Origin of the sequence: Paenibacillus sp. N3.4 (assembly GCF_008017805.1) — a bacterium.
In the GTDB taxonomy this organism is placed as follows: domain Bacteria; phylum Bacillota; class Bacilli; order Paenibacillales; family NBRC-103111; genus Paenibacillus_E.
The window spans coordinates 24,345-44,419 of the sequence record NZ_VRTT01000018.1 but is presented as its reverse complement, the minus strand read 5'-3'; the positions used below and the strand labels follow the sequence as shown (position 1 = coordinate 44,419).

Sequence of the window (20,075 nt, the reverse complement as noted above, 5' to 3'; positions counted from 1 at the left end):
GAGAAGATAATTCGATGATTGAGCTGCTAAGCAAGGACCGATGCATTAGCTGTAACCAGTGTGTCTCCGTGTGTCCGACCAACGTCTTTGACGCGACCGAGGACGGAATACCTGTCATTGCCCGGAAATCAGATTGCCAAAGCTGCTTTATGTGCGAGCTGTATTGTCCGGTGGACGCACTGTTTGTTACGCCATTAGCCGATGAGAATGTTGATATTGAGGAAACTGCGGTTGCCGAGCAAGGATGGCTTGGCAGTTATCGGGAGCAGTTGGGTTGGGGAAAAGGCAGAACGTTAACGGTGTCCGAGGATGCCTCTTATTATATTTTCCGCAAGGCGCATGAGGATCATTAAAGTGAACTAAAACTAATGATTTCATATCGATATTAAAGGAGCTTGATCATATTGCAAACACAGAATTTTATCCATGAAGCTTCACTTTCATCATTGCTGAGCACTTTGGAGAAGCATGCGTATCTGGCGGATGAAACAGGCCAAACGCAGCCGGAATCGCTCCGTGCGCTGCGCAGCTCAGGATTGCTTGGCAGCATTATCCCCACAGAGTACGGCGGGAAGGGCGAGACGATATGGTTTGCAAGCAAGCTGATTGAACAGTTGGCGACCGTCGATCCATCCATTGCGATCGTGGTGCACCAACACTTATTAGTGGTGACCAGCTTATTAAACAAGGGCAGCGAAAAGCAAAAACGAACGTATTTGCCAAAGCTCTCCAGCGGAGAATGGATTGCCGCGTCGGCCTGGTCCGAGACGGGTTCGGGAGCGGGCAAACAAACAGTAGGCACAAAGAATGATGAAGGAAATTGGGTCATTAATGGCGTCAAAACATTTACGACGGGAGCGGGACTTGCGGATTTGTACCTAGTACTGGTGCAGACGGTTTCTTCCGATGCGGGGACGGAAGCGGCTCAGCACGGACAGACCTTTTTCTTAATTGAGAAAGAGCAGGTTGTAGCTGTTGATACCCAAAGCGGGCTGTCGGGCATGAGGGGTTCCTCCACTAGATTTATTGAGTTTCATCGCAGTGTTCTCACCTCGGATCATATTCTAGGAGAAGTGGGCGGGAGTGTAGAATTGAAAATCGCTTTGCGGGAAAGTGGGCTTACTTTGGGTGCAATTTCCGTAGGGATCAGCGAAGCGGCTTTCCGGATTGCGCTGGATTATGTCGAGCGGAAGGGGTTAGCTGCGAGTCAATCTCTGCAAGTAAGGCTATCTGAGCTCCACATGTGGATTGATGCTGCACGCGCACTCGTAGATAAAGTAGCTGAGCGCAGCTCCGATAATCTGAAGCTGAGCGCAAGCCAATCCAAGATTCTGGCGTCGGAAGTAAGCGAGAAGGTGTGCCGCGAAGTACAGCAAATCGTCGGAGGAACCGGATATATGCGTGGTCATAAAATCGAGAGGCTGTACCGTGATGCCCGGGGTGTGTCGCTGATGGGACCTGTCAATTACTTGGCACGTGAAATGGTAGGACGAGAGATTGTCAGCGAGCCCTTTCGGTTCTAGGGTCTGGTACAAGGAGAAGCAAACTCGCACGAGTGAATAACAATTAAACACATCGATAAACTAGGGTATTGACACAATCTCTTGAGGTTGCTAATATGATGAGAAGGTGCACAAAGATTACCAGGTAACTAAATAAGAATGCTGACCTGACGAATGGAGGCAAAAGCAAGCGCAATGCGCTTGACTTTGCCTTTTTTGTTTCTCCTCGAGAACGCAGAAACTTCAGATTTCGATGATTATAGGAAAATCCATTTGACGCTAGAAACAAATGTAGGATGTATGGAGGTAAGCTTATGGAAATTTTTTGGTATATCAGTCCTGTCGACGGACGGTTTCCTTGGAAGGAGGAAGGGCGTTACCCGGTTGATCATCACCGTTTGCGCCGCTTGGCAAGTACCATTGATCGCGCCAAGTTTTCTGGTGCATTGCTGGGTACTTATGCGCATGACGTGTTTACTCTCGCTGCGTCTTTATTCCCTCTCACGGAGCGGATGCGATTCCTCATACCCGTGTATCCCGGTGTCACGGCACCGACTTTGCTGGCACAGCAAGCGCTGACGTTTGATGATTACTCGGGCGGCCGACTCATCCTGAATCTCGTGAACGGAAGCGATTCGGTTCTGGCTCAATACGGCGTTCATCTACAGCATGACGATCGGTACGAAATGAGTGCTGAATATTGGAAGCTATTCAAAAGGCTGTATGCAGGGGAGACTGTGGTTTATCAAGGTAAACACTTCGACCTTGTGGGCAAAGGCGGGCGCGAAAGCAGCCCTACCTTCCTACCACTTGGCCCGATACAGTCGCCACATATTCCATTATGGGGGGCGGGGGCGTCACCAGCTGGCATACAGCATGCCGCCGAGGTCGTAGATACGTATTTGACGTTCCTTCAGCGTCCCGAGAAGCTTAGCAAGCAGATTGAGGCAGCCAAAGAGGCCGCAGCGTCCCAAGAGCGGACGCTGCGCATTGGTACACTGGCAAGTGTCATCGTTCGAGAAACCGAGGAGGAGGCACTGGAACATTTTCTCTGGCTTCAGCAGAAAACGGGAGCCGATACGATTGCCGATCGACTGAACGCGAATCTGGTGAATGTAAACGGCATCGAGGGCGGATTGGCATCGCTGACGAACGACAATCCGCAGGTGCAGGCACGAATTGATGCGCTGCGCGCCGGTCATTTGCCTGAACTGTCGGATTTGGAGTTCCATCCGAACTTGTACGCTGGAACGACCCCATGGTCGCCGCTTGATGTGTTTGACAACGGATGGGGCTCGTATATCGTTGGCAGTCCCATTCAGGTGGCGGAACGTCTGCGGGAGCTGAAGGAAACACTGGGCATCGACGTGTTCATCCTTTCCGGTTGGCCGCTGATCGACGAGGCCAATTATGTGTCAGAGCTGCTGCTGCCGCTGCTTGAGCTCGATATTGCCGCTCCTGTGCTGGCGAAGCCTGCCGCTTCGGCGCAAAGCCCTGTCTTTGCCTAAGCCGGAAGATCAAGAATAGAAGGAGTGCTTCTTAATGGATAGCACGAAAGTGAAAGCGCGTTGGATCCCCAGAAGCGTGATTCGCTCGGATGGATCGGCGCTCACGTTGAATGAACATGGAGCCTATCTGCATGAGCGAGAGAAGCTTGCGGATCTGCTGCATGATGCAGATGATCCGGCAAACGCCATTAGACAAGCCTATGAGCTGCCGACGTCTTCGGAGCATTTAGGCAGGAAGCGAGCTGGCTTATACGGAATCGCGGGTGGGCGTTCCGTTTTTGCGGGCGGCCTGACGGACTATGCGCATGCCTTATTGGCATCCTGGTACGTTCAGCATGATCGTTTACTTTTTACAGATCAATCGCCAAATGACTCTTTTTCCAAGTGGTATGAAGAAAGCAAGCGGACTCGTAAGCTTGTGACGACTTCTTTCTATAGGCTAAAGCCTTTCGATGCCACGCAAGAAGTTGCTCCTTACATAGAGTCGGTGAAGGAGGGCCTCGTGTTGCGTGGCAAGCAAACCTTTCTTGCAGACGCGTTGTTTGTCGATGAGCTGCTGGTGTGGATCCAGGAAGCAGGGGAGACGGCACCTTCTACAGTTGTGCTGCTTCCAGTCAACGATAAGAACGTCCGGTTCCGAGTCTCGAGCCATCTGGATGTCGGAGTAGCGGTTGAATACGATTCCGTTTTAATTCCATGGTCACGCGTCCTTGTGGAGCGAAATTCGGTACATGTGAACGAAAGACTTCGTCAATCGAAGGTGAGCGCGATCGCGGATTTCCAGTGGACGGCTAGGCAAACGGTACTGTTGGAATCGCTGATCGGTACGACTTTTGCTTTAGCGGAAGAAGGCGGGCACAATGGCGAGCATCACGTACAGGTGACACTTGGGGAAATCATTCAGGAGTTTGAGACGGTACAAGCACTTTTGCTAGCGGCAGAAATTGGCGGCGAGCCGAGCGATGCGGGTTATTTCTTACCGGCGCTTGTTCCGCTGCAAGCGGCCAAACAAGCGGCAGTGGGCGTTCTTGATCGTGTCTTTGAGCAAGCGCGCCGGATTGGCGGCAGCTTGATCGCAGGTAATCCACATATCGATGCGGGTTCGGGAGCGAAGCTGGGCTGGGCGCTTGATGCGGTGGGAAGCGAACGGGCATATCGCCAGTTCCAGCATGAGCTGTATGCGTTCGGCGATCCGATTCGGCAAACGCTGAGTTTTTATGAGGAATATGGACTCGAAGCTCTGAGAAGCAGATACCAATTGTTCTGGAAAACAAGGCGCACGAAGGATAGCGCTGAAAAATGGTAAGGACAAGGAAGTGAAAGACATGACGGCGGGCAAACAGTATGTACAGCGTTTGAATGATGGAAGAAGGGTGTGGCTGAACGGAGAGCTCATCAAGGATTTGCCGAATCATCCGGACTTCCGGGGCACGGTCGCAAGCGTTGCCAGCTTGATGGATTTGCAGGAGCATCCGGACATTGGACCGAACCTGACGTTCCAGACGGAAACGGGTGTAAGGGCTAATCGAGCCTTTCTTATTCCTGAGAACCGGGATGATATCGATCGCCGCAGCCTTGCTTTTAAAATTTGGTCGGAGGCGACATTCGGCGTCATGAGCCGCGTTTCAGGCGCTTATCGGTCCCAGATTACGGGGTTTTACGCGGTCAGGGATACGCTCCGCCAGGATGCGCCGGGGTTTGCTGAGAAAATAAGCCGTTACTATAAAGACCTGCGCGATCGCGATCTGCTTATTACGTCGGCAGGACATGATCCGCAAATTGATCGGAGCAAGCTTTCCAATGAACTTGGAGATTTGTACACAGCAGTTCGGATCGTTCGGGAGACGGAAGAAGGCATTATTGTCAGGGGAGCTAAAATGATTGCCACAGGCGGCCCTTACATGGATGAAATTATCGTTGCTCCTGTCGGTAAAAAAACGCGGGATGAACAGCACTATGCGCTAATGTTCGTCATCCCTGTTAACAACCCGGGCGTTCACCTTATCTGTCGAGAGTCATTCGCTTCAACGAACGAGGAAAACCATCCGCTTAGCGCTCAGTATGATGAGATGGATGCGATTATCGTGTTTGACGATGCGCTTATCCCTTGGGAGCGGGTGCTTATCAAAGAAGATCCGGAGGCGCTCTGGAAGCTTCGCTCGAACCCGTTTCTTGGCGCATTCGGTCTACATGAGAATATTGTACGGCTTGTCAGCAAATTGGAGTTCGTAGCTGCAGTAGGCAATGAGCTTGCTGATTCCATCGGCATTAAGAAGTTCACTCACGTCCGTGAAAAGCTTGCCGAGCTTTTCTTCCAACTCGAATCCATCAAGGCATTGCTGTTGGCAGCTGAGCAGCGATCCGTCCTTTTTCCGAACGGGGTGTGGGCGCCGGATATGCAGCCGCTAAATACAGCCAAGAATTTAGGCAATCGCTACTATCCGCGTGCCTTGGAAATTCTGCAGCTGTTGACAGGGGCCGGTGTTCTTCAAGCACCTTCCACGATTGCTGACCTCAGAGGACCGTTAGGCGACGCGATGCAACTCTATTATAGAGGGGCAGACCGCAGTGCTGAAGAAAGGATTAACTTGCTGAAGCTTACGTGGGAGCTGGTTGGAAGTCCGCTCGGAGCGCGTCATGAGCTCTATGAACGGTTTTATGCGGGAGATCCGGCGCGAACCTATGCCGGGCAATATCTCGAATATGCCAAGCAGCCTATGATTGAGAAAGCCAAGGCTAGATATCAACATATCTAAAATAGCGTAAATACCATACGAATGTTTAAGGAGACGTGCAAATGAAAAAGATCATTATTAGTGCATTTATAGTAGTCCTTATTTTCCTGACAGGGTGCTCCGCAACGAGTGCCGGGGATTCAGGAAAAAAGAAAGCCCTTGTCGTTGGAACGGTGGATGCTTGGAATCCTTACGGATTCTTGGATAAAGATGGCAAGCCAACGGGCTTTGAAGTCGAGGTGTTCAAGGAAATCGGCAAGCTGCTGCCGCAATATGAGGTCAAATTTGAACCGATGCAGTTTGAAAATCTATACGTTAGCTTGGACAGCGGCAAAATTAATACAATCGCCCTTCAAGCGGAGCGCAATGCGGAGACAGAGAAGAAATACTTGTTTACAGATGAGGCGTATTCCATCCTCATGACCAAATTAATTGTGCTGGAAGATAACAATACCATCAAAAATTTCGCTGATGCGCAAGGAAAGACAGTGCTTGTAGCATCGGGAAGCGGCGATGCCAAGTTCCTCGAGCAGTACAATAATGACCATAAAGACAAGCCGATTAAGCTTGAATATATCTCCGATCCTTCCACCGTTGTGAAAAGCCTTGTCGATAAACGAGCAGATGCTTTCGTTCGCGGGGACACGGCCGTAATCACTTATGGAGATGCTTATGGCGTAAAGCTGAAAGCAGTTGGAGATGCGATCCAAAACCGTAAATCGTACTATCCGCTTGCCAAGGGACAGGATCAGCTCAAGAAAGATCTGGACGGCGCCCTCAAAACATTGAGGGAAAATGGCAAGCTTAAAGAATTGTCTATCAAATGGCTGAAAAATGATTACAGCCCAAAGTAAATGGATAATTTCTTTGATCCCAAGCTCATCGTCGCGTACTTGCCGAAGCTCCTCGCATGTCTCGATGTTACGTTGATTATTCTCGTGTCGGTAACTCTTGCCGGCATGGTACTGAGCCTGTTAATTGCAACATTTCGGTTGTTCGACATTCCTGTGTTGAAGCAGTTGTCCATCATGCTGACGAGCTACGCAAGAAATACGCCAATCGTCATCCAGATGTTCATCATCTATTATGGGCTGCCTCTCCTGCTCAATGCGTGGTTCGGCATCAATATCAATACCTGGGATAAGCTAGTTTTTGTCATTGTGGCGTATACGATCAACTCATCAGCCTTTTTCTCGGAGGCGATCCGTACAGCCGTGCTCAGTATTGATCCCGGTCAGATGGAGGCAGCGTACTCGGTCGGTATGAGCAGATTGCAGGCCTACCGGCGGATTATCCTTCCACAGGCGTTTGTTATTGCCTTTCCAATTATCGGGATCAACATATCTGCTCTCATGCGGGATACGTCAATCGCCTATGCGATCGGAGTTATGGATGTGGTCGGTCAGGCGAAAGCAATTGGAGGCAGGAGCTTTCACACCTTGGAAGCTTATGTCGGTGCTGCGATCATATTCATCATACTGAGCCTGGTGTTCGAAAAATTGTTCTCAAGCATAGAAGATCGGCTTGGCCGAAAATATCGAACAACGTAAGGAATACGCAGTTTCAGGCAATCTATATTCGCAGGTGAACTCCATGAATCCATCGATTGATATCGGTTTTATTGTGCAGACTATGAAAATGTCGCTTCGTTATTTGCCGGCTACCTTGCTGCTCTCCTTTGTGCCGTTTCTTGTTTCGTTTCTATTCGGTACGCTGTTTGCTTTAGCCAGGATGTTCAAAGTTCCGTTTTTCGCCAGGTTCTGCAGCCTTTTTATTGTTATTATTCGGGGTATTCCGGTGGTACTACTATTATTCATCTTCTACTACGCGATTTATGGCGGGATTGATGTGCTGGCCAAATCCTTTGATTGGAAGGTAGCATCCAAGGACTTTTCTCCGCTCTTCATAGCGATTATTGCTTTATCGGTGAATGGAACGGTTTATTTGGCCGAAACGATGCGCAGTGCGCTGCTAGCGGTTGACAAAGGGCAGATGGAAGCAGCCTATTCCATAGGGATGACCACGACCCAGGGGCTAATGCGCTTCGTTTTTCCGCAGGCGATTCCTAAGGCACTTCCGAATCTATGCAACAATCTGACAGCTACTGTCAAAAGCGCCTCGCTTGCCTTCACGATATCGGTCGTCGATTTATTAAACGGGGCGTTATTGTACGCCAGCTCGAATTATAAATATTTAGAAGCTTATGTGGCAGCGGCTATTTTGTATTGGCTGTTGTGCTACCTCATTGACAAAACGCTTCAATGGCTTGAAAAACGGTTTAATCTCCAAGCGGAAAGGACGACGCTATGATCCAGTTGAAGGGAATTCGCAAATCGTTCGGCAAGCTGGAGGTATTGAAAGGCATCGATTTAAGCGTGAATAAAGGCGATGTGGTTGCTGTGCTAGGGCCTAGCGGCTCGGGGAAAACGACGCTGCTGCGCTGCATCAATTTCCTTGAACGTGCCGACGGCGGTGAAATCATCATTGGCGATACCTGTGTGAGCTGTAAGAAGACGAGCAAGAAGGACATTTTGGCGATTCGTAAGAAAACGGCTATGGTGTTTCAATCCTATAACCTATTCCATAACAAAACGGCGCTGGAGAATGTGATGGAGGGCTTGGTCATCGTTCGTTCGATGAGGAAGCAGGACGCCATGGAAATTGGTAAGCAACTCCTGATAAAAGTGGGTCTGGAGGATAAATTGGACGCTTATCCGAGCCAATTGTCCGGTGGGCAACGGCAGCGCGTCGGCATAGCGCGGGCACTTGCCTTAAACCCGGAAGTAATATTATTCGATGAGCCGACTTCGGCACTTGATCCCGAGCTGGTGGGCGAAGTGTTGGCGGTAATGAAGAAGGTGGCCCAAGAAGGGATTACCATGATCGTTGTCACGCATGAAATGTCCTTTGCCTATAACGTTGCAAATAAGGTAATTCTGATGGACGAAGGCGTTGTGGTTGAGGAAGGGGCGCCCAGCGAATTGTTCCATAACCCGAAGGAAGAGCGCACCAAACGGTTTCTAACGGGTAGGGTACCGGATTGGAGTTATTCTATTTAAGTGTGTGAATAGTCATGAATCGTGATACTTGACCCGGGAGCTGCAGGTGAATGTCGACTGCGGCTCTTTTTGTCGTCTGCAGCCGCTGAGTGTTTTCGCTATGATGGCTGCAACATGAGAAAAATAAGAATTGACTCTCACACTAATGTCATTGTTTATGCTGAATGAAAGTTCGTTACCATTTCAAACAGGAAAGGAAGCCTGCACCTTGAACATTTTAGCGATTTCTGGAAGCCTCCGCGTGAATTCATCGAATACAACCCTCCTTCGAGCGGTCTCTAAGCTAGCACCTCCGGGTACAGAAGTGACGATCTATGAAGGTATCGGGGAGCTGCCGCATTTTAATCCGGATCTAGACGGAGAGGAGCCGCCTGCAGCGGTGCAAGATTGGCGTCGGGAGCTGCAGGCCGCTGATGGCGTTATCATTTGCACGCCGGAATATGCAAACGGAGTACCCGGCGTTTTGAAAAACGCCTTGGATTGGATCGTATCCTCGGGAGAATTTCTGGATAAACCAACGGCGGTTATTAGCGCTTCTCCTCTGCAAACAGGCGGTGCGAATGCACACGCGTCACTCCTGCTCACATTGGTGATGATGACAGCCAAGATAAAGGGGAAACTTCTCGTACCCTTGGTGAATAAGAAGATAAACACTGAGGGAACGATTACGGATGCTGCCCTGCGGCAAGAGGTTGAGACGTTATTCGGACAAATGTTGGCGAAAAGTTAAATAGGTAGAGCCCTCCTAAGAACTAAGAACTGCTTTAACACTTAATATGTTTAACCTCTTAGAACTTTCTAGTGAGATCCGCCAGTGGAATTTATTTTTCATTTAAATAATGACTGGAAAGTACTGAGTAAATTAAACGTCCTATCCAAACAAAAATGATCCGCCGCGGCGGATCATTTTTCATCTTCTCTTGAATTCAGTTATCTAAACTTATGAAATGTAAGGCTATCCAAGCACCCTATCAGCAGCATCAACCGTATGCTTAAGCAGCATAGCGATGGTGACAGGCCCAACACCGGCTGGAACGGGCGTAATGGCATGTGCCTGTTGGAGGCAACCCTCATAATCCACATCGCCCACATTCCCGGGGTTATAGCCCGCATCAATAACGACGGCACCTGCTTGGATCCAGTCTGACTTTATAAACTGGGGTTTGCCTACAGCCGCAACGACAATATCGCCTAAACGGACGATGCGGTGAAGCTCCTCTGTCTTGGAATGGCATATGGTTACGGTCGCATTGCGATTCAAAAGCATAAGAGAAACGGGTTTGCCAAGTATAGGGCTTCTGCCTACGACAACGGCATGTTTGCCTGCAATCGGGATTTGGTAATAATCAAGAATAGCCATAATAGCGGCCGGTGTACACGAGGGATAGTTAGCGAATCCAAAGGCGTTTTGCGCAAAGCCTAATGTTGTAACGCCATCTACGTCTTTTTCAACGGCGATGGTATCAAACGCTGCCCTTTCATCGATTTGATGGGGAACAGGATGTTGGAGAAGGATGCCATGAACAGTCGGATCATCATTGAGCTGTTGAATGACGGTAATTAAATTTTGTGTGGTTGTTTCTTGTGGCAGGTGAATGCGTCTGGAGTCGATGCCAAGCCGTTTGCATGCATTTCCCTTCATCCGCACATACGTTTCGGAGGATGGGTCATCCCCTACAAGAATGGTTGCCAAACAAGGAGTAATCCCCTTTTCGGATAGGCTTGTAACCCGTCCCACTAACTTTTCTTTAATTTCATTCGCCACGCGGGTACCGTCCAAGATGATTTTATCTGATTTCATGCGCTGCCAACTCCTTTTGTTTGGTTTATAAAACACGAAAAGGCAAGGGGGATCATTGATCTCCCTTACCTTTGCCCAGGCGAACGGCTCTGACATCGATATGCTCCCTCATGGTTCCCCATGTTCCGCCAGTCACATACCAACTTTTGTAGCTATCTTTGTATCATACTTAGTTGGTATAGGAATTTCAAGCCCTCTAATTTCTGACCTGACTCTCACAATAAGAATTGACATTGGGTCCTAAAGGTTTTAGGATATAAAGATAATGATAATCATTCTCATAATAATTTAAAGGGGTGCTACCAAGTTATGCATAACCGTTTTTCAGCTATGAGCCGCATATTAGGGGGAAAGCTGCTCGTTCTTGTTACAATGATCACGCTCATTCTAACAGGTTGCGGGCAACAAACAGAGATTTCGAAGTCGGCCGCAACACCTACCAAGGATACGAAGGTTGAGAGTCAGCCTGTTCAATCGGAGGCGTATACCGTTAAACATGCCATGGGAGAAACAAAGATAAAGGGTACACCGAAAAAAATTGTCGTCTTAACGAATGAAGGTACGGAAGCTGTTTTATCGTTGGGCATTAAGCCTGTTGGCGCTGTTAAATCTTTCACGATAGGGGATTGGTATGATCATATCAAAGCCGACATGGAAGGCGTGAAGGTTCTTGGCGACGAAAACCAACCGAATTTAGAGATGATAGCGGCCCTAAAGCCTGATTTAATACTTGGAAATAAGGTGCGTCAGGAAAAAGTGTACGAGCAGCTATCAGCGATTGCTCCTACGGTATTTTCCGAGAGACTGTCTGGAGATTGGCAAATCAATTATAAGCTATATGCGGAAGCGTTGAACAAAAAGGCTGAGGGTGACAAAATCATTGGCGATTTTGAGCAGCGTATCACAAATTTCAAAGCTAAAGCTGGCGATCAGTTAAAGACGAAGTATCCATTGTTCGTTTTATGCCGGGGAAGTTCGCATCTATATGAAAGATACATTTTCCGGTGTAATTCTGAGTAAATTGGGCTTCCAACGTCCCGACTCGCAGAATCATAATAAATTCGCGGATGATTTGACGAAGGAACGTGCGTTAGATATGAATGGCGACAGGCTATTTTACTTCACTTGGGATAACGAAAAGGGGGAAGCCAGCAAAACGGAGCAAGAATGGACGAATGATCCCCTCTGGAAAAACCTCGACGTGGTGAAACAAGGCAAAGTGAATAAAGTAAATGATGCGGTTTGGAATACCGCTGGTGGCATTAAAGCGGCTAATTTGTTACTGGATGACTTGGAAACGTATTTTTTGAAAAAGTAATGGAGTGACTAACCTGATTTACTTAACTTAACTTAAGCGCTAAAGAGCGGACGAAATGTCTGCTCCTTTTATCGGTATACGGTGGATTGCTGTCGCTAAAACTACCTTTTTGTGGGAAAAATTGTGTTGTTTCTCTCCTGTAAATATGCTAGATTCTAGCTATTGCAATCATTTTCCAAGAGAGGAAGACCACAATGGGGAATTGGAAAGGTTTTATGAATAAAGGGGTTGTGGCGCTGTTAGCCGCCCTATTGGTTATGTCTTTCGTGGCTCCGGCACCTAGCTATGCAGCGGAGGGTAACACAGAGATTCCCAAAGTTGTCGAAAGAACATCACCGTCCGTCGTAGCCATTATCGGTAAACCATCCATCAATTCGGATAAGTCACTAGAGAAGAATCGTTTCAATCTTGCGCATGGAACCGGCGTTATTGTTGAATCAAACGGTGTTATTGTCACCAATGCGCATGTTGTGAAGGACATGAGAAATATCATCGTTGTTACATCAGAGGGTACGACGTACAATGGGCACGCAACAAATATAGATGAGGAAAGCGACCTGGCGTTGGTCAAAATTGAAGCTTCAGGCCTGTCACCTGCCAAGTTCGCTTCATCCTCGGATATTAAAGTCGGAGAAACGGTAGCTGCCATCGGGACACCAATTTCCTTTGCTTTGAGAAACTCGGTTACGGTAGGTATTGTGAGCGGGATTGACCGCTCCGTTAATTCTCAATACCAGCTCATCCAAACCGATGCGGCGATTAACCCAGGGAATAGCGGCGGGGCTCTGATTAATATGAATGGTGAGGTCATCGGCATTAATACCATGAAATATGCAGAGTTTGGGGTCGAGAACTTAGGCTTTGCGATTCCGATCGATACAGTTAAGTATGTGTTGAAGCATTTCAGTCTTTATGGGAAAGTGAAGCGTCCTTATCTCGGTCTGGAGTTGGAAGATAGCTGGGAGGCGGTTGTTGGTTTACCAAGCTCAACGGGGCTAAGAGTCGCTTACGTCGATCCGGGCTCCCCTGCGGCGCAGGCCGGCATCCAGCAGGATGATATTTTCATGTCCATTGGAAGCCATAAAGTGAAGACATTGGTCGATTATAATGAGGTTCTTAAAAACTATTTGCCTGGTGAAAAGGTAGACATCACGATTAAATCCGGTTCTTCGGACTTAGCAAAGTCAGTTACATTGGGAGAAGCTGAGAATAAGGCGACCAAATGGACACAGGATGCAGACGGTTCATATCTGGACGCAGACCGCGGCAAAACAAGAATTGGTGACAGCCATTTCGGTTGGTCGATGAAGTATCCGGCAGGCTTGGTCAAAAATCATCAGTCTGATGATGGAGATGAAGTCAGCTTTGTAGATGCTAAAGGTGAATTTTCCATCATGGTGCAAGTAGAAAATCACCAAAGCGACGAACTGTCCCCTTCGGCTCTGCTGAATAAACTGACAGGGGGCGAGAATGGCAGTTACGCGGGTGGAAATTCAACCATTCTGGAACGGCAGTATATCAAGCGAGAAGTCAGCCCGTATGCCAAGGTAGTCAGTCGTTCAGGCGACTACGGCTACATTCAAACGCGAGGTTATCTTCATGCAGGTCGTTTGTATACCGTTCATTTATTTGTTGGCAAAGATCATTATAATAATAACTTCAAACAGAATAGCTATAACGATTTATTGGATAGCTTTAAGCTGTCTTTCAATGAGAAAGACGATGCACTCAAAGATATTTCGGTATTTTCAAATGGAAACACGACGTACAAGAATGAGTATGGATTATCTTTTGACCTGCCCACCAGCTGGCAGAAAAGCGGCTCCTCCTTCTTCAAGGATGACTACTCACAGACGGTGCAGGTTCGTGTAACGTCGGTTTCCTCCGGGGATACACTCAAAGCTTGGGTAGATCGTCAACGTGCGCAGTTAGAAGCTCTCTATACACCTAAATACCGCAATATCCATGCTTCTGAGGAACTCATGCTTGCTGGGGTGCCAGCTCTGAAAGTAGCCTATGCGAACACGCTTGGCAATAAATGGACAGCAGGCTACTCGCTCTTCTTCATTAAGGAAAAATATAAGTATGAAGTACAGTTTACGTATCCCAAAAATGAGGACGAGACTGAGATTCAAGGGCTTCTGATGACATTAACGAGTTCGATTCAAGTGGATAAAGCCGACATGGATCAGGAACTCCGTTACATTCAAGATCTGGACGAACTGACAGACCCTAATCGCACGGTTGTGTACCAAAACGATAAATATAAATATTACCTGCAAATTCCGGAGATTTGGAGCAGTAAGTCTTATGATAACAAGGATCAAGTCAATAAGACGTTCCTTTTCACAGGCGGGTACTTCGGCGTTAAGGCAGATACCAAGATGTCTTACGAGGATTTGATAAAAGAGCAGGAAGCCGCTCAGAAAAAGAGCCATGATAATGATAATGATTATACGTATACTAGCTCAGATGTTACGGTGTTCAATGATGTGAATGCGAGGCAATATGTCGTTACCTATGTAAGTGCCAAAATTCCTTACACAGAAACCATCTACATGTTCCGTCAAAATAATATCTCCTACACGGTAACCCTCCGTATTGATGAAGCGGTCCGTACCGATGCCAATGAGAAACGGTTAAATAAAGCATTTGAGTCTATGAAGTTTGTGGTTCCTTCCAAGAATTAGGATGCTCCGCTGTGCATAAAAAATCGCTTTAATCCTCAACATAGCGGATGTACCGTATTAATATGTTAGAAGGAGAATCGTCGATGACACAGCCCGATTCAAGCTTGCAATCACAAAACCCTATTTCTTCAGCTCAAAATTCAGTGGATAACGTTCATTACGCCGTTTCCCATGCGCTATCGCATCCTACTTCGCAAACGATTGAAGAGGCTCAAAACGCGATTGCGCAAGCAGAAAGGGCATTGGAGCAGGCGATGGACCAGTCCGATCAACCGGCCGTGCAGCAAGCCCAGCAGTCGCTAAATGAAGAGAAATCCAAATTACAAATTCTGCAATAAAAAGAAACAGCCCTATTCCCTTTCTTAGAGGAATGGGGCTGTTTCTCTATAAACAGCTTATTTATGGTAGAGCGGGTAACCGGGATCCTCGGGCACTTCAATGGCAATGATGCGTAAGCCTTGTTCGCTATCTGCTGTTAATTGAAGAAGATTTTGCTCTCCAGTGGCTTGGACAACGGCAAAGTCTTTGTGAGAAAGTGTGCCTGATGCTTCTACGTCAATCTGGGTTGTGCCCTGGCCGCGAATAACGAGCAAAGCAAGCAGACGGTTTGGGCTTAATTTGTAGCGATATGAGGCTCCAGGTTCGAATGTCCAATCGTACATCGTCGCTTCCGTATCCAGCTTAATGGGAGCTTCTCCGCCAATCACGGTTTTGACAGTTACTCCCTCTTCATTGCTGCTTGGAAACAGCTCGTGCTGATACTGATGGTAGGTCGCCGGTTGCTTCACCGTCACACTCAGATGCGGTTCGAACCAGATCTGCAAGCCTTCACTGCCTGCCGTGCGGAAAGCTTCCGAGTGATACACGCCGGAGCCGGCCTGTATGACCTGGGCACCGCCATTTGTCACTGTTTCTAACGATCCAAGAGAGTCGCGGTGCTCCACGATACCTTCAATGACATAAGTTAAAATCTCAAATGATTTATGTGGATGCATGCCAATTTCGGCAACTTCGGTAGCTTTGCCCCAAGCCCAGTAAAATAAAGAACCAACCCGATTAACGGCTGTTTTCTCTCCGGGAAAAGAGATGGGCCGCTGCTCGACGAATTTACCTCCGTCAAAAGCGCCAACTCCCTGCTGACCAGCGGAAAAGAGTTCAATACCCATTGCAATCACTCCTTCTATTAACTTTAATTAAATAACTTACTAACTATATGTAAGTATTGTAGCTCGTTACCTTCGGACTGTCAATGTGCCATCACATTAGCAGTCTAATCTAACGATAAGACCAAGAAATGATCTTCCTTACCAGTCGGCGAATACAAGGCTTGACGTGTGGTTTTCTTGCTACTACAATATGTAGTGTAAGGAGTGTTTGAACAATGAAAATGCATAATTTCAAGTTTCAAAGCAGCGGTTTAGAGCGTTTTTTCGGTCCCTTAGAAGCCAAGATTATGGAAATCCTGTGGAGTTCCGCTGAGGAAATTACCATTAAGGATGTCCATCATAAGCTTGACCAGGAGAAGGCTATGTCCTTCAACACGGTGATGACGGTCATGAATCGTCTTGTCGACAAAGGTATATTGCAGAAACGTTCACAGATCCGGTCTTTTGTGTACCGTCCTGTCATGTCTCGTGAAGCATTCATGGAGGCGCAGTCCAAAGAGCTTACTTTTGATCTGATTGAGGAATTTGGCTCCCAAGCCGTCGTGCATATGGTCGATGCCTTGGATCAAGTTGATCCAGCGCTTTTGGATCGGTTGGAGCAGAAAATTAAACAATTGAAAAAGGACAGATAACATATGTGGGAAACTAGGTCTAGATGGATGCTTTACGCTTCTCTCCTAACAGCAGGCTTTATGATGTTGCAAATGGCCTTCTTTTCGCTGCATATGCTGTTCGGAATCCGTATTTCTTTTAATATGTTTAAGCTGTGTATTGAATTGTTTCATTCTCTTCGTTCTCCATTGGTTTTTTATTTGATTCATGCAATTGTGCTGTATACGCTTGCCGCTTGTCTATGGGTAATCAGCCGACAACTATTCGTGTCGGTTCGCTCGACGCGGCGGCTTAACCGCCAGCTTGATACTGCGCGCACCCAGTTTTACAGCCGTAAGTATCTATTGCAAGAGCATGAGCTGATGATCATTCATAATGTAGTACCCATTGCGCTCACACTTGGAATCATTCGTCCCCGAATTATTTTGTCCACCGCTCTTTTGGAATTATTGGAGGAGGACGAGCTGCAAGCCGTGTTGGAGCATGAGAGATTTCACTTGAAACATAGAGATCCGTTAGCTATCTTCTTGTTATCGATGCTAGCCATTTCGATGTGGTACATTCCTCTATACCGATGGGTGCTTGATAAATACAAAATTATCATCGAGATTATGGCTGACCAATTTGCTTTATCCAGAATTCATCATGTCACCGATTTGGGCGGCGCACTGATTAAGATGCTTAAACAAGGACAAGCACCGCATACGTCTGTATCGTACGCTTCATTTGCTGAAACATCGATTAACGTGCGGATTTTGCACATTTTGGAGCCGCAAACAAAGCTCTCCCTCCGGATGCCTTTCCTGCGTACAGTCATCTCCATATTGGCTTTACTGATTTTGGTGACCTTCACCTAAATCTTTTTTTATACAAACACACTACAAGGTGTAGTGTCATTTCCCGATTGCTTTATATACGGCTATTCTGCTCACCGTTATCCGAGTAGGACTGCTCATCTGGAAGAAGAAAGAGATCGGACGTCATCCGATCTATCTGGTCGGCGCGCTTGCCGTTGTTATTCTGGTATCATATACCGGTCATCTGGGCGGTCAAATGGTACATAGACCCCTTAACCCTAATGGTGGCCCTAACATGCAAGGGGGTCCTGGACAGGGCTCTCCCGGCCAGGGTGGATCTGGACAAGGGCAGAATGGAGCAGGCCAAGGTCAAAATAACCAAGGCGGCACTGACGGCCAGGATCCGAAAGCCACTCGGCAGTCAAAATAAATATTTTTATTAACACTTTTTTGCAGCACCTAATCCGCTTTGTTCAACTCCAGCTCTTCCAGCGAGTAGCGAAAGTTCCATAGAAATTCCCTATCATATTGGGTGGAATCGACACGCACGAAGTGAGCAATTGCAGCAACGACTCCTCCCACACAAGATCCGAACCCTACGATCCAACCCATCAAAGCAAATACGTGATCGACCATCCTAAGCCCCTCCATATAAGCGTTTACTTTCACCATATGCGCTCTATTTATGAATCATGTGTGACGAAATCAGAGGAGATGAGACTTTAGTTATAGTCTTTTTATCCGATTGACATCGGCTCAGGAGGGGTGTTAAGATCACCTTTGTAAGGAAAAATAACCAACTATTGGAGAAGGAGGGGAACAAGATGAAGGGTATTGTTAACCATACAAGTAAGGCTAACCATACAATTTCATATTTTGTAGCCCGTCTATCAGCAAGAAGCTTGGATTTTATATGCCAGGTTGTGCCGCAACCTTAACATAGGTTTCAGTGAGCGCGGGTTACGAAGAAGTTCGTAACGTGCGCTTTTTATGTTCATTAGAAGGCATATCGCAGCACGCGGTGTGCCTTTTTGCATGGATAAGAGAGCAGATGTCTATACAATTGCTGCGCATTGGTGCTATTTGAAAGGGAGTGAACGTATCGCATGTTTACCGTGTTAAAGAAATTAAGCTGGTTTTTCCGCATGAATTGGCAACGCTACTCGATTGCTGTGGGATTGCTTATCTTCGTAGGATTTATTGATGTGATTCCGCCTAAGCTAATTGGTTACGCCATTGATGGCATCCACATGGGTACATTGACCGGCAGCAAGTTGTTTCAACTGCTTGCCTTTTGGGGCGCATTGATTGTGGTTGGTTATGGATTAACCTATATTTGGCTTTATCAGCTCTTCGGGGGTGCCTTTGTCTTAGAACGCATTATGCGTTCGCGGTATATGAGGCATTTATTGCGCATGACGCCTACATTTTATGAGCGCAATCGTACGGGAGATTTAATGGCCAAAGCAACCAATGACCTGCAGGCTGTCTCAACAACCGCAGGGTTTGGTATTCTCACCTTTGTAGACTCTACGCTTTTCATGTTAACGATTCTAGGCATGATGGGCTTTTTCATAAGCTGGAAATTGACGCTTGTTTCGATCCTGCCTCTGCCGATTATGGCTGTTGCCATCACGATTTACGGCGGGCGGATTCACGAAAGATTCATGCTTGCGCAGGATGCCTTCGGCCAAATGAATGACCGCGTGCTGGAAACCATCGCTGGCGTCCGCGTAATTCGTGCTTTTGTCCAAGAGAAGGCTAGCGAACGAAGCTTCAAAACGATGACAGACGATGTATATCGTAAAAATATCGCAGTAGCCATCATCGATGCCTTGTTTGAGCCTACAGTCAAAATTCTCGTCGGCATTTCCTATCTAATCGGGTTATGCTATGGCGGTTATCTGGTATTTCATAGTCAATTGACGCTTGGCGAGCTGGTTTCCTTCAATACCTATTTAGGAATGCTGATCTGGCCGATGTTTGCCATTGGCGAACTGATGAACATTATGCAGCGGGGGAACGCTTCTTTGGACCGCGTCAATGAAACACTGGGTTATAAGCCGGATGTCAAAGAAGACCCAAGTGCAACAACGCTGTTGGTGCCGAATTCGATCATCTTTGAAAAGGTTACCTTTCGCTATCCCTCCTCCTCGATTGATAACTTGGTGAATATTAATTTCCATTTAGAACGGGGGCAAACGCTAGGAATCGTGGGTAGAACAGGAAGCGGGAAAACGACGCTGCTTAAGCAATTGCTTAGAGAGTATCCGCTAGGTCAAGGTAAGATTGCCTTATCGGGGACTCCGATTGAGCGGTTGACGATGGATACCGTACATGGCTGGATCGGCTATGTGCCGCAGGAACCGCTGCTTTTCTCCAAAACAGTGAGAGAAAACGTGATGTTTGGCCGCAGCCAAGGAACAGAGGAACAACTGATGCAGGCGTTGGAGCTTGCCGCATTCCGCAAGGATGTCGAGTTCTTGCCGGATGGCCTGCAAACGTTGGTTGGTGAGAAAGGCGTCGCCTTATCCGGAGGCCAAAAACAGCGAGTTTCCATTGCCCGTGCGCTCTATATCAATCCTGAAATCCTGATGCTGGACGACGCGCTCTCGGCAGTCGATGCGAAGACGGAAGCGGAAATCATTCGCGGCATTCGCACCGAGCGAGCCGGTAAAACGACGTTGATCACAACGCATCGTCTTTCCGCAGTTCAGCATGCTGACTGGATTCTTGTATTGGATGAAGGCTATGTGGTGGAAGAAGGCACGCATGAACAGCTTCTGGCGCTTGGCGGCTGGTACAAAGAACAGTACGACCGACAGCAGCTTGAAGGAACAAGCACAGGTTTAAATGGGACACACAACAGATAAAAAAGAAGGTGAGA

19 protein-coding genes, 1 pseudogene and 1 riboswitch are annotated in these 20,075 nt (G+C 47.5%); of the genes and pseudogenes, 17 read left to right on the top strand and 3 right to left on the bottom strand.

What is annotated here, in order from left to right:
- Positions 1–14 precede the first annotated feature (14 nt).
- The 10 genes from FU659_RS11510 to FU659_RS11465 all read left to right on the top strand — a co-directional run bounded on the left by FU659_RS11510 (position 15) and on the right by FU659_RS11465 (position 9,534).
- On the top strand, positions 15–353 hold the full coding sequence (locus FU659_RS11510) for a 4Fe-4S dicluster domain-containing protein (RefSeq protein WP_147947711.1): 339 nt from the start codon (positions 15–17) through the stop codon (positions 351–353).
- A gap of 51 nt (positions 354–404) precedes the next feature.
- Entirely contained in the window at positions 405–1,523 is a 1,119-nt protein-coding gene (locus FU659_RS11505) for an acyl-CoA dehydrogenase family protein (RefSeq protein ID WP_187274089.1), read from the top strand.
- Between the two features lie 275 nt (positions 1,524–1,798).
- Complete coding sequence (locus FU659_RS11500) at positions 1,799–3,010, top strand: LLM class flavin-dependent oxidoreductase (protein WP_147947709.1); 1,212 nt, start codon at positions 1,799–1,801, stop codon at positions 3,008–3,010.
- A gap of 34 nt (positions 3,011–3,044) precedes the next feature.
- Positions 3,045–4,316, top strand: a complete 1,272-nt coding sequence (locus tag FU659_RS11495; protein WP_147947708.1) for a 4-hydroxyphenylacetate 3-hydroxylase C-terminal domain-containing protein — start codon at positions 3,045–3,047, stop codon at positions 4,314–4,316.
- A gap of 19 nt (positions 4,317–4,335) precedes the next feature.
- Positions 4,336–5,766 carry a 4-hydroxyphenylacetate 3-hydroxylase family protein gene (locus FU659_RS11490; RefSeq protein WP_147947707.1) on the top strand — a complete coding sequence of 477 codons (1,431 nt, stop codon included), beginning with the start codon at positions 4,336–4,338 and terminating at the stop codon, positions 5,764–5,766.
- Positions 5,767–5,807: 41 nt separating this feature from the next.
- Positions 5,808–6,599, top strand: coding sequence for a transporter substrate-binding domain-containing protein (locus FU659_RS11485; protein WP_147947706.1), 792 nt, complete (start codon positions 5,808–5,810; stop codon positions 6,597–6,599).
- Complete coding sequence (locus FU659_RS11480; protein ID WP_147947705.1) at positions 6,600–7,295, top strand: amino acid ABC transporter permease; 696 nt, start codon at positions 6,600–6,602, stop codon at positions 7,293–7,295.
- Positions 7,270–8,055: an amino acid ABC transporter permease gene (locus FU659_RS11475; protein ID WP_187274088.1), complete on the top strand. Its 786-nt coding sequence runs from the start codon at positions 7,270–7,272 to the stop codon at positions 8,053–8,055. Before FU659_RS11480 ends, FU659_RS11475 begins: the two co-directional genes overlap by 26 nt.
- Positions 8,052–8,804: an amino acid ABC transporter ATP-binding protein gene (locus tag FU659_RS11470; RefSeq protein WP_147947703.1), complete on the top strand. Its 753-nt coding sequence runs from the start codon at positions 8,052–8,054 to the stop codon at positions 8,802–8,804. The genes FU659_RS11475 and FU659_RS11470 overlap by 4 nt, the downstream gene beginning before the upstream one ends.
- Positions 8,805–9,012: 208 nt before the next feature.
- Positions 9,013–9,534: an NADPH-dependent FMN reductase gene (locus FU659_RS11465; protein WP_315971306.1), complete on the top strand. Its 522-nt coding sequence runs from the start codon at positions 9,013–9,015 to the stop codon at positions 9,532–9,534.
- Positions 9,535–9,759: 225 nt separating this feature from the next.
- On the opposite strand, the gene FU659_RS11460 is transcribed toward FU659_RS11465, so the two are convergent.
- On the bottom strand, positions 9,760–10,605 hold the full coding sequence (locus tag FU659_RS11460; RefSeq protein WP_147947702.1) for a bifunctional 5,10-methylenetetrahydrofolate dehydrogenase/5,10-methenyltetrahydrofolate cyclohydrolase: 846 nt from the start codon (positions 10,603–10,605) through the stop codon (positions 9,760–9,762).
- Between the two features lie 66 nt (positions 10,606–10,671).
- A riboswitch (ZMP/ZTP riboswitch) is annotated at positions 10,672–10,751 on the bottom strand.
- Between the two features lie 163 nt (positions 10,752–10,914).
- Between FU659_RS11460 and FU659_RS11455 the strand changes: the two are divergent.
- The 3 genes and pseudogenes from FU659_RS11455 (at position 10,915) to FU659_RS11445 (ending at position 14,951) form a co-directional block, all read left to right on the top strand.
- Positions 10,915–11,923, top strand: a pseudogene (locus FU659_RS11455) (ABC transporter substrate-binding protein).
- A 194-nt stretch (positions 11,924–12,117) separates the two neighbouring features.
- Positions 12,118–14,613, top strand: coding sequence for a S1C family serine protease (locus tag FU659_RS11450; RefSeq protein ID WP_261807765.1), 2,496 nt, complete (start codon positions 12,118–12,120; stop codon positions 14,611–14,613).
- Between the two features lie 83 nt (positions 14,614–14,696).
- Positions 14,697–14,951 (top strand): DUF1090 family protein, encoded by a 255-nt coding sequence (locus FU659_RS11445; RefSeq protein ID WP_147947701.1) that lies wholly within the window; start codon positions 14,697–14,699, stop codon positions 14,949–14,951.
- Between the two features lie 57 nt (positions 14,952–15,008).
- On the opposite strand, the gene FU659_RS11440 is transcribed toward FU659_RS11445, so the two are convergent.
- Positions 15,009–15,779 carry a pirin family protein gene (locus tag FU659_RS11440; protein WP_147947700.1) on the bottom strand — a complete coding sequence of 257 codons (771 nt, stop codon included), beginning with the start codon at positions 15,777–15,779 and terminating at the stop codon, positions 15,009–15,011.
- A gap of 215 nt (positions 15,780–15,994) precedes the next feature.
- Between FU659_RS11440 and FU659_RS11435 the strand changes: the two genes are divergently transcribed.
- The 3 genes from FU659_RS11435 (at position 15,995) to FU659_RS37065 (ending at position 17,618) form a co-directional block, all read left to right on the top strand.
- A complete protein-coding gene (locus FU659_RS11435) occupies positions 15,995–16,411 on the top strand; it encodes a BlaI/MecI/CopY family transcriptional regulator (protein WP_147947699.1) in 417 nt (138 codons plus the stop codon).
- A gap of 60 nt (positions 16,412–16,471) precedes the next feature.
- Positions 16,472–17,248 carry a M56 family metallopeptidase gene (locus tag FU659_RS11430; protein ID WP_187274087.1) on the top strand — a complete coding sequence of 259 codons (777 nt, stop codon included), beginning with the start codon at positions 16,472–16,474 and terminating at the stop codon, positions 17,246–17,248.
- 235 nt (positions 17,249–17,483) lie between these two features.
- Positions 17,484–17,618, top strand: coding sequence for a hypothetical protein (locus tag FU659_RS37065; RefSeq protein WP_261807764.1), 135 nt, complete (start codon positions 17,484–17,486; stop codon positions 17,616–17,618).
- A 29-nt stretch (positions 17,619–17,647) separates the two neighbouring features.
- Here the strand turns inward: FU659_RS37065 and FU659_RS35385 are convergent, their stop codons facing one another.
- Complete coding sequence (locus tag FU659_RS35385) at positions 17,648–17,824, bottom strand: hypothetical protein (RefSeq protein ID WP_187274086.1); 177 nt, start codon at positions 17,822–17,824, stop codon at positions 17,648–17,650.
- Between the two features lie 470 nt (positions 17,825–18,294).
- Between FU659_RS35385 and FU659_RS11425 the strand changes: the two genes are divergently transcribed.
- Positions 18,295–20,061 (top strand): ABC transporter ATP-binding protein, encoded by a 1,767-nt coding sequence (locus FU659_RS11425; protein WP_147947697.1) that lies wholly within the window; start codon positions 18,295–18,297, stop codon positions 20,059–20,061.
- Positions 20,062–20,075 lie beyond the last annotated feature (14 nt).

What these genes read in the sequence shown, in the direction of transcription:
- FU659_RS11510 (WP_147947711.1), top strand. Translation starts at nt 15, where the DNA reads ATGATTGAGCTGCTAAGCAAGGACCGATGCATTAGCTGTAACCAGTGT.
- FU659_RS11500 (WP_147947709.1), top strand. Translation starts at nt 1,799, where the DNA reads ATGTATGGAGGTAAGCTTATGGAAATTTTTTGGTATATCAGTCCTGTC.
- FU659_RS11495 (WP_147947708.1), top strand. Translation starts at nt 3,045, where the DNA reads ATGGATAGCACGAAAGTGAAAGCGCGTTGGATCCCCAGAAGCGTGATT.
- FU659_RS11490 (WP_147947707.1), top strand. Translation starts at nt 4,336, where the DNA reads ATGACGGCGGGCAAACAGTATGTACAGCGTTTGAATGATGGAAGAAGG.
- FU659_RS11485 (WP_147947706.1), top strand. Translation starts at nt 5,808, where the DNA reads ATGAAAAAGATCATTATTAGTGCATTTATAGTAGTCCTTATTTTCCTG.
- FU659_RS11480 (WP_147947705.1), top strand. Translation starts at nt 6,600, where the DNA reads ATGGATAATTTCTTTGATCCCAAGCTCATCGTCGCGTACTTGCCGAAG.
- FU659_RS11470 (WP_147947703.1), top strand. Translation starts at nt 8,052, where the DNA reads ATGATCCAGTTGAAGGGAATTCGCAAATCGTTCGGCAAGCTGGAGGTA.
- FU659_RS11460 (WP_147947702.1), bottom strand. Translation starts at nt 10,605, where the DNA reads ATGAAATCAGATAAAATCATCTTGGACGGTACCCGCGTGGCGAATGAA.
- FU659_RS11450 (WP_261807765.1), top strand. Translation starts at nt 12,118, where the DNA reads ATGGGGAATTGGAAAGGTTTTATGAATAAAGGGGTTGTGGCGCTGTTA.
- FU659_RS11445 (WP_147947701.1), top strand. Translation starts at nt 14,697, where the DNA reads ATGACACAGCCCGATTCAAGCTTGCAATCACAAAACCCTATTTCTTCA.
- FU659_RS11440 (WP_147947700.1), bottom strand. Translation starts at nt 15,779, where the DNA reads ATGGGTATTGAACTCTTTTCCGCTGGTCAGCAGGGAGTTGGCGCTTTT.
- FU659_RS11435 (WP_147947699.1), top strand. Translation starts at nt 15,995, where the DNA reads ATGAAAATGCATAATTTCAAGTTTCAAAGCAGCGGTTTAGAGCGTTTT.
- FU659_RS11430 (WP_187274087.1), top strand. Translation starts at nt 16,472, where the DNA reads ATGATGTTGCAAATGGCCTTCTTTTCGCTGCATATGCTGTTCGGAATC.
- FU659_RS37065 (WP_261807764.1), top strand. Translation starts at nt 17,484, where the DNA reads ATGCAAGGGGGTCCTGGACAGGGCTCTCCCGGCCAGGGTGGATCTGGA.
- FU659_RS35385 (WP_187274086.1), bottom strand. Translation starts at nt 17,824, where the DNA reads ATGGTCGATCACGTATTTGCTTTGATGGGTTGGATCGTAGGGTTCGGA.
- FU659_RS11425 (WP_147947697.1), top strand. Translation starts at nt 18,295, where the DNA reads ATGTTTACCGTGTTAAAGAAATTAAGCTGGTTTTTCCGCATGAATTGG.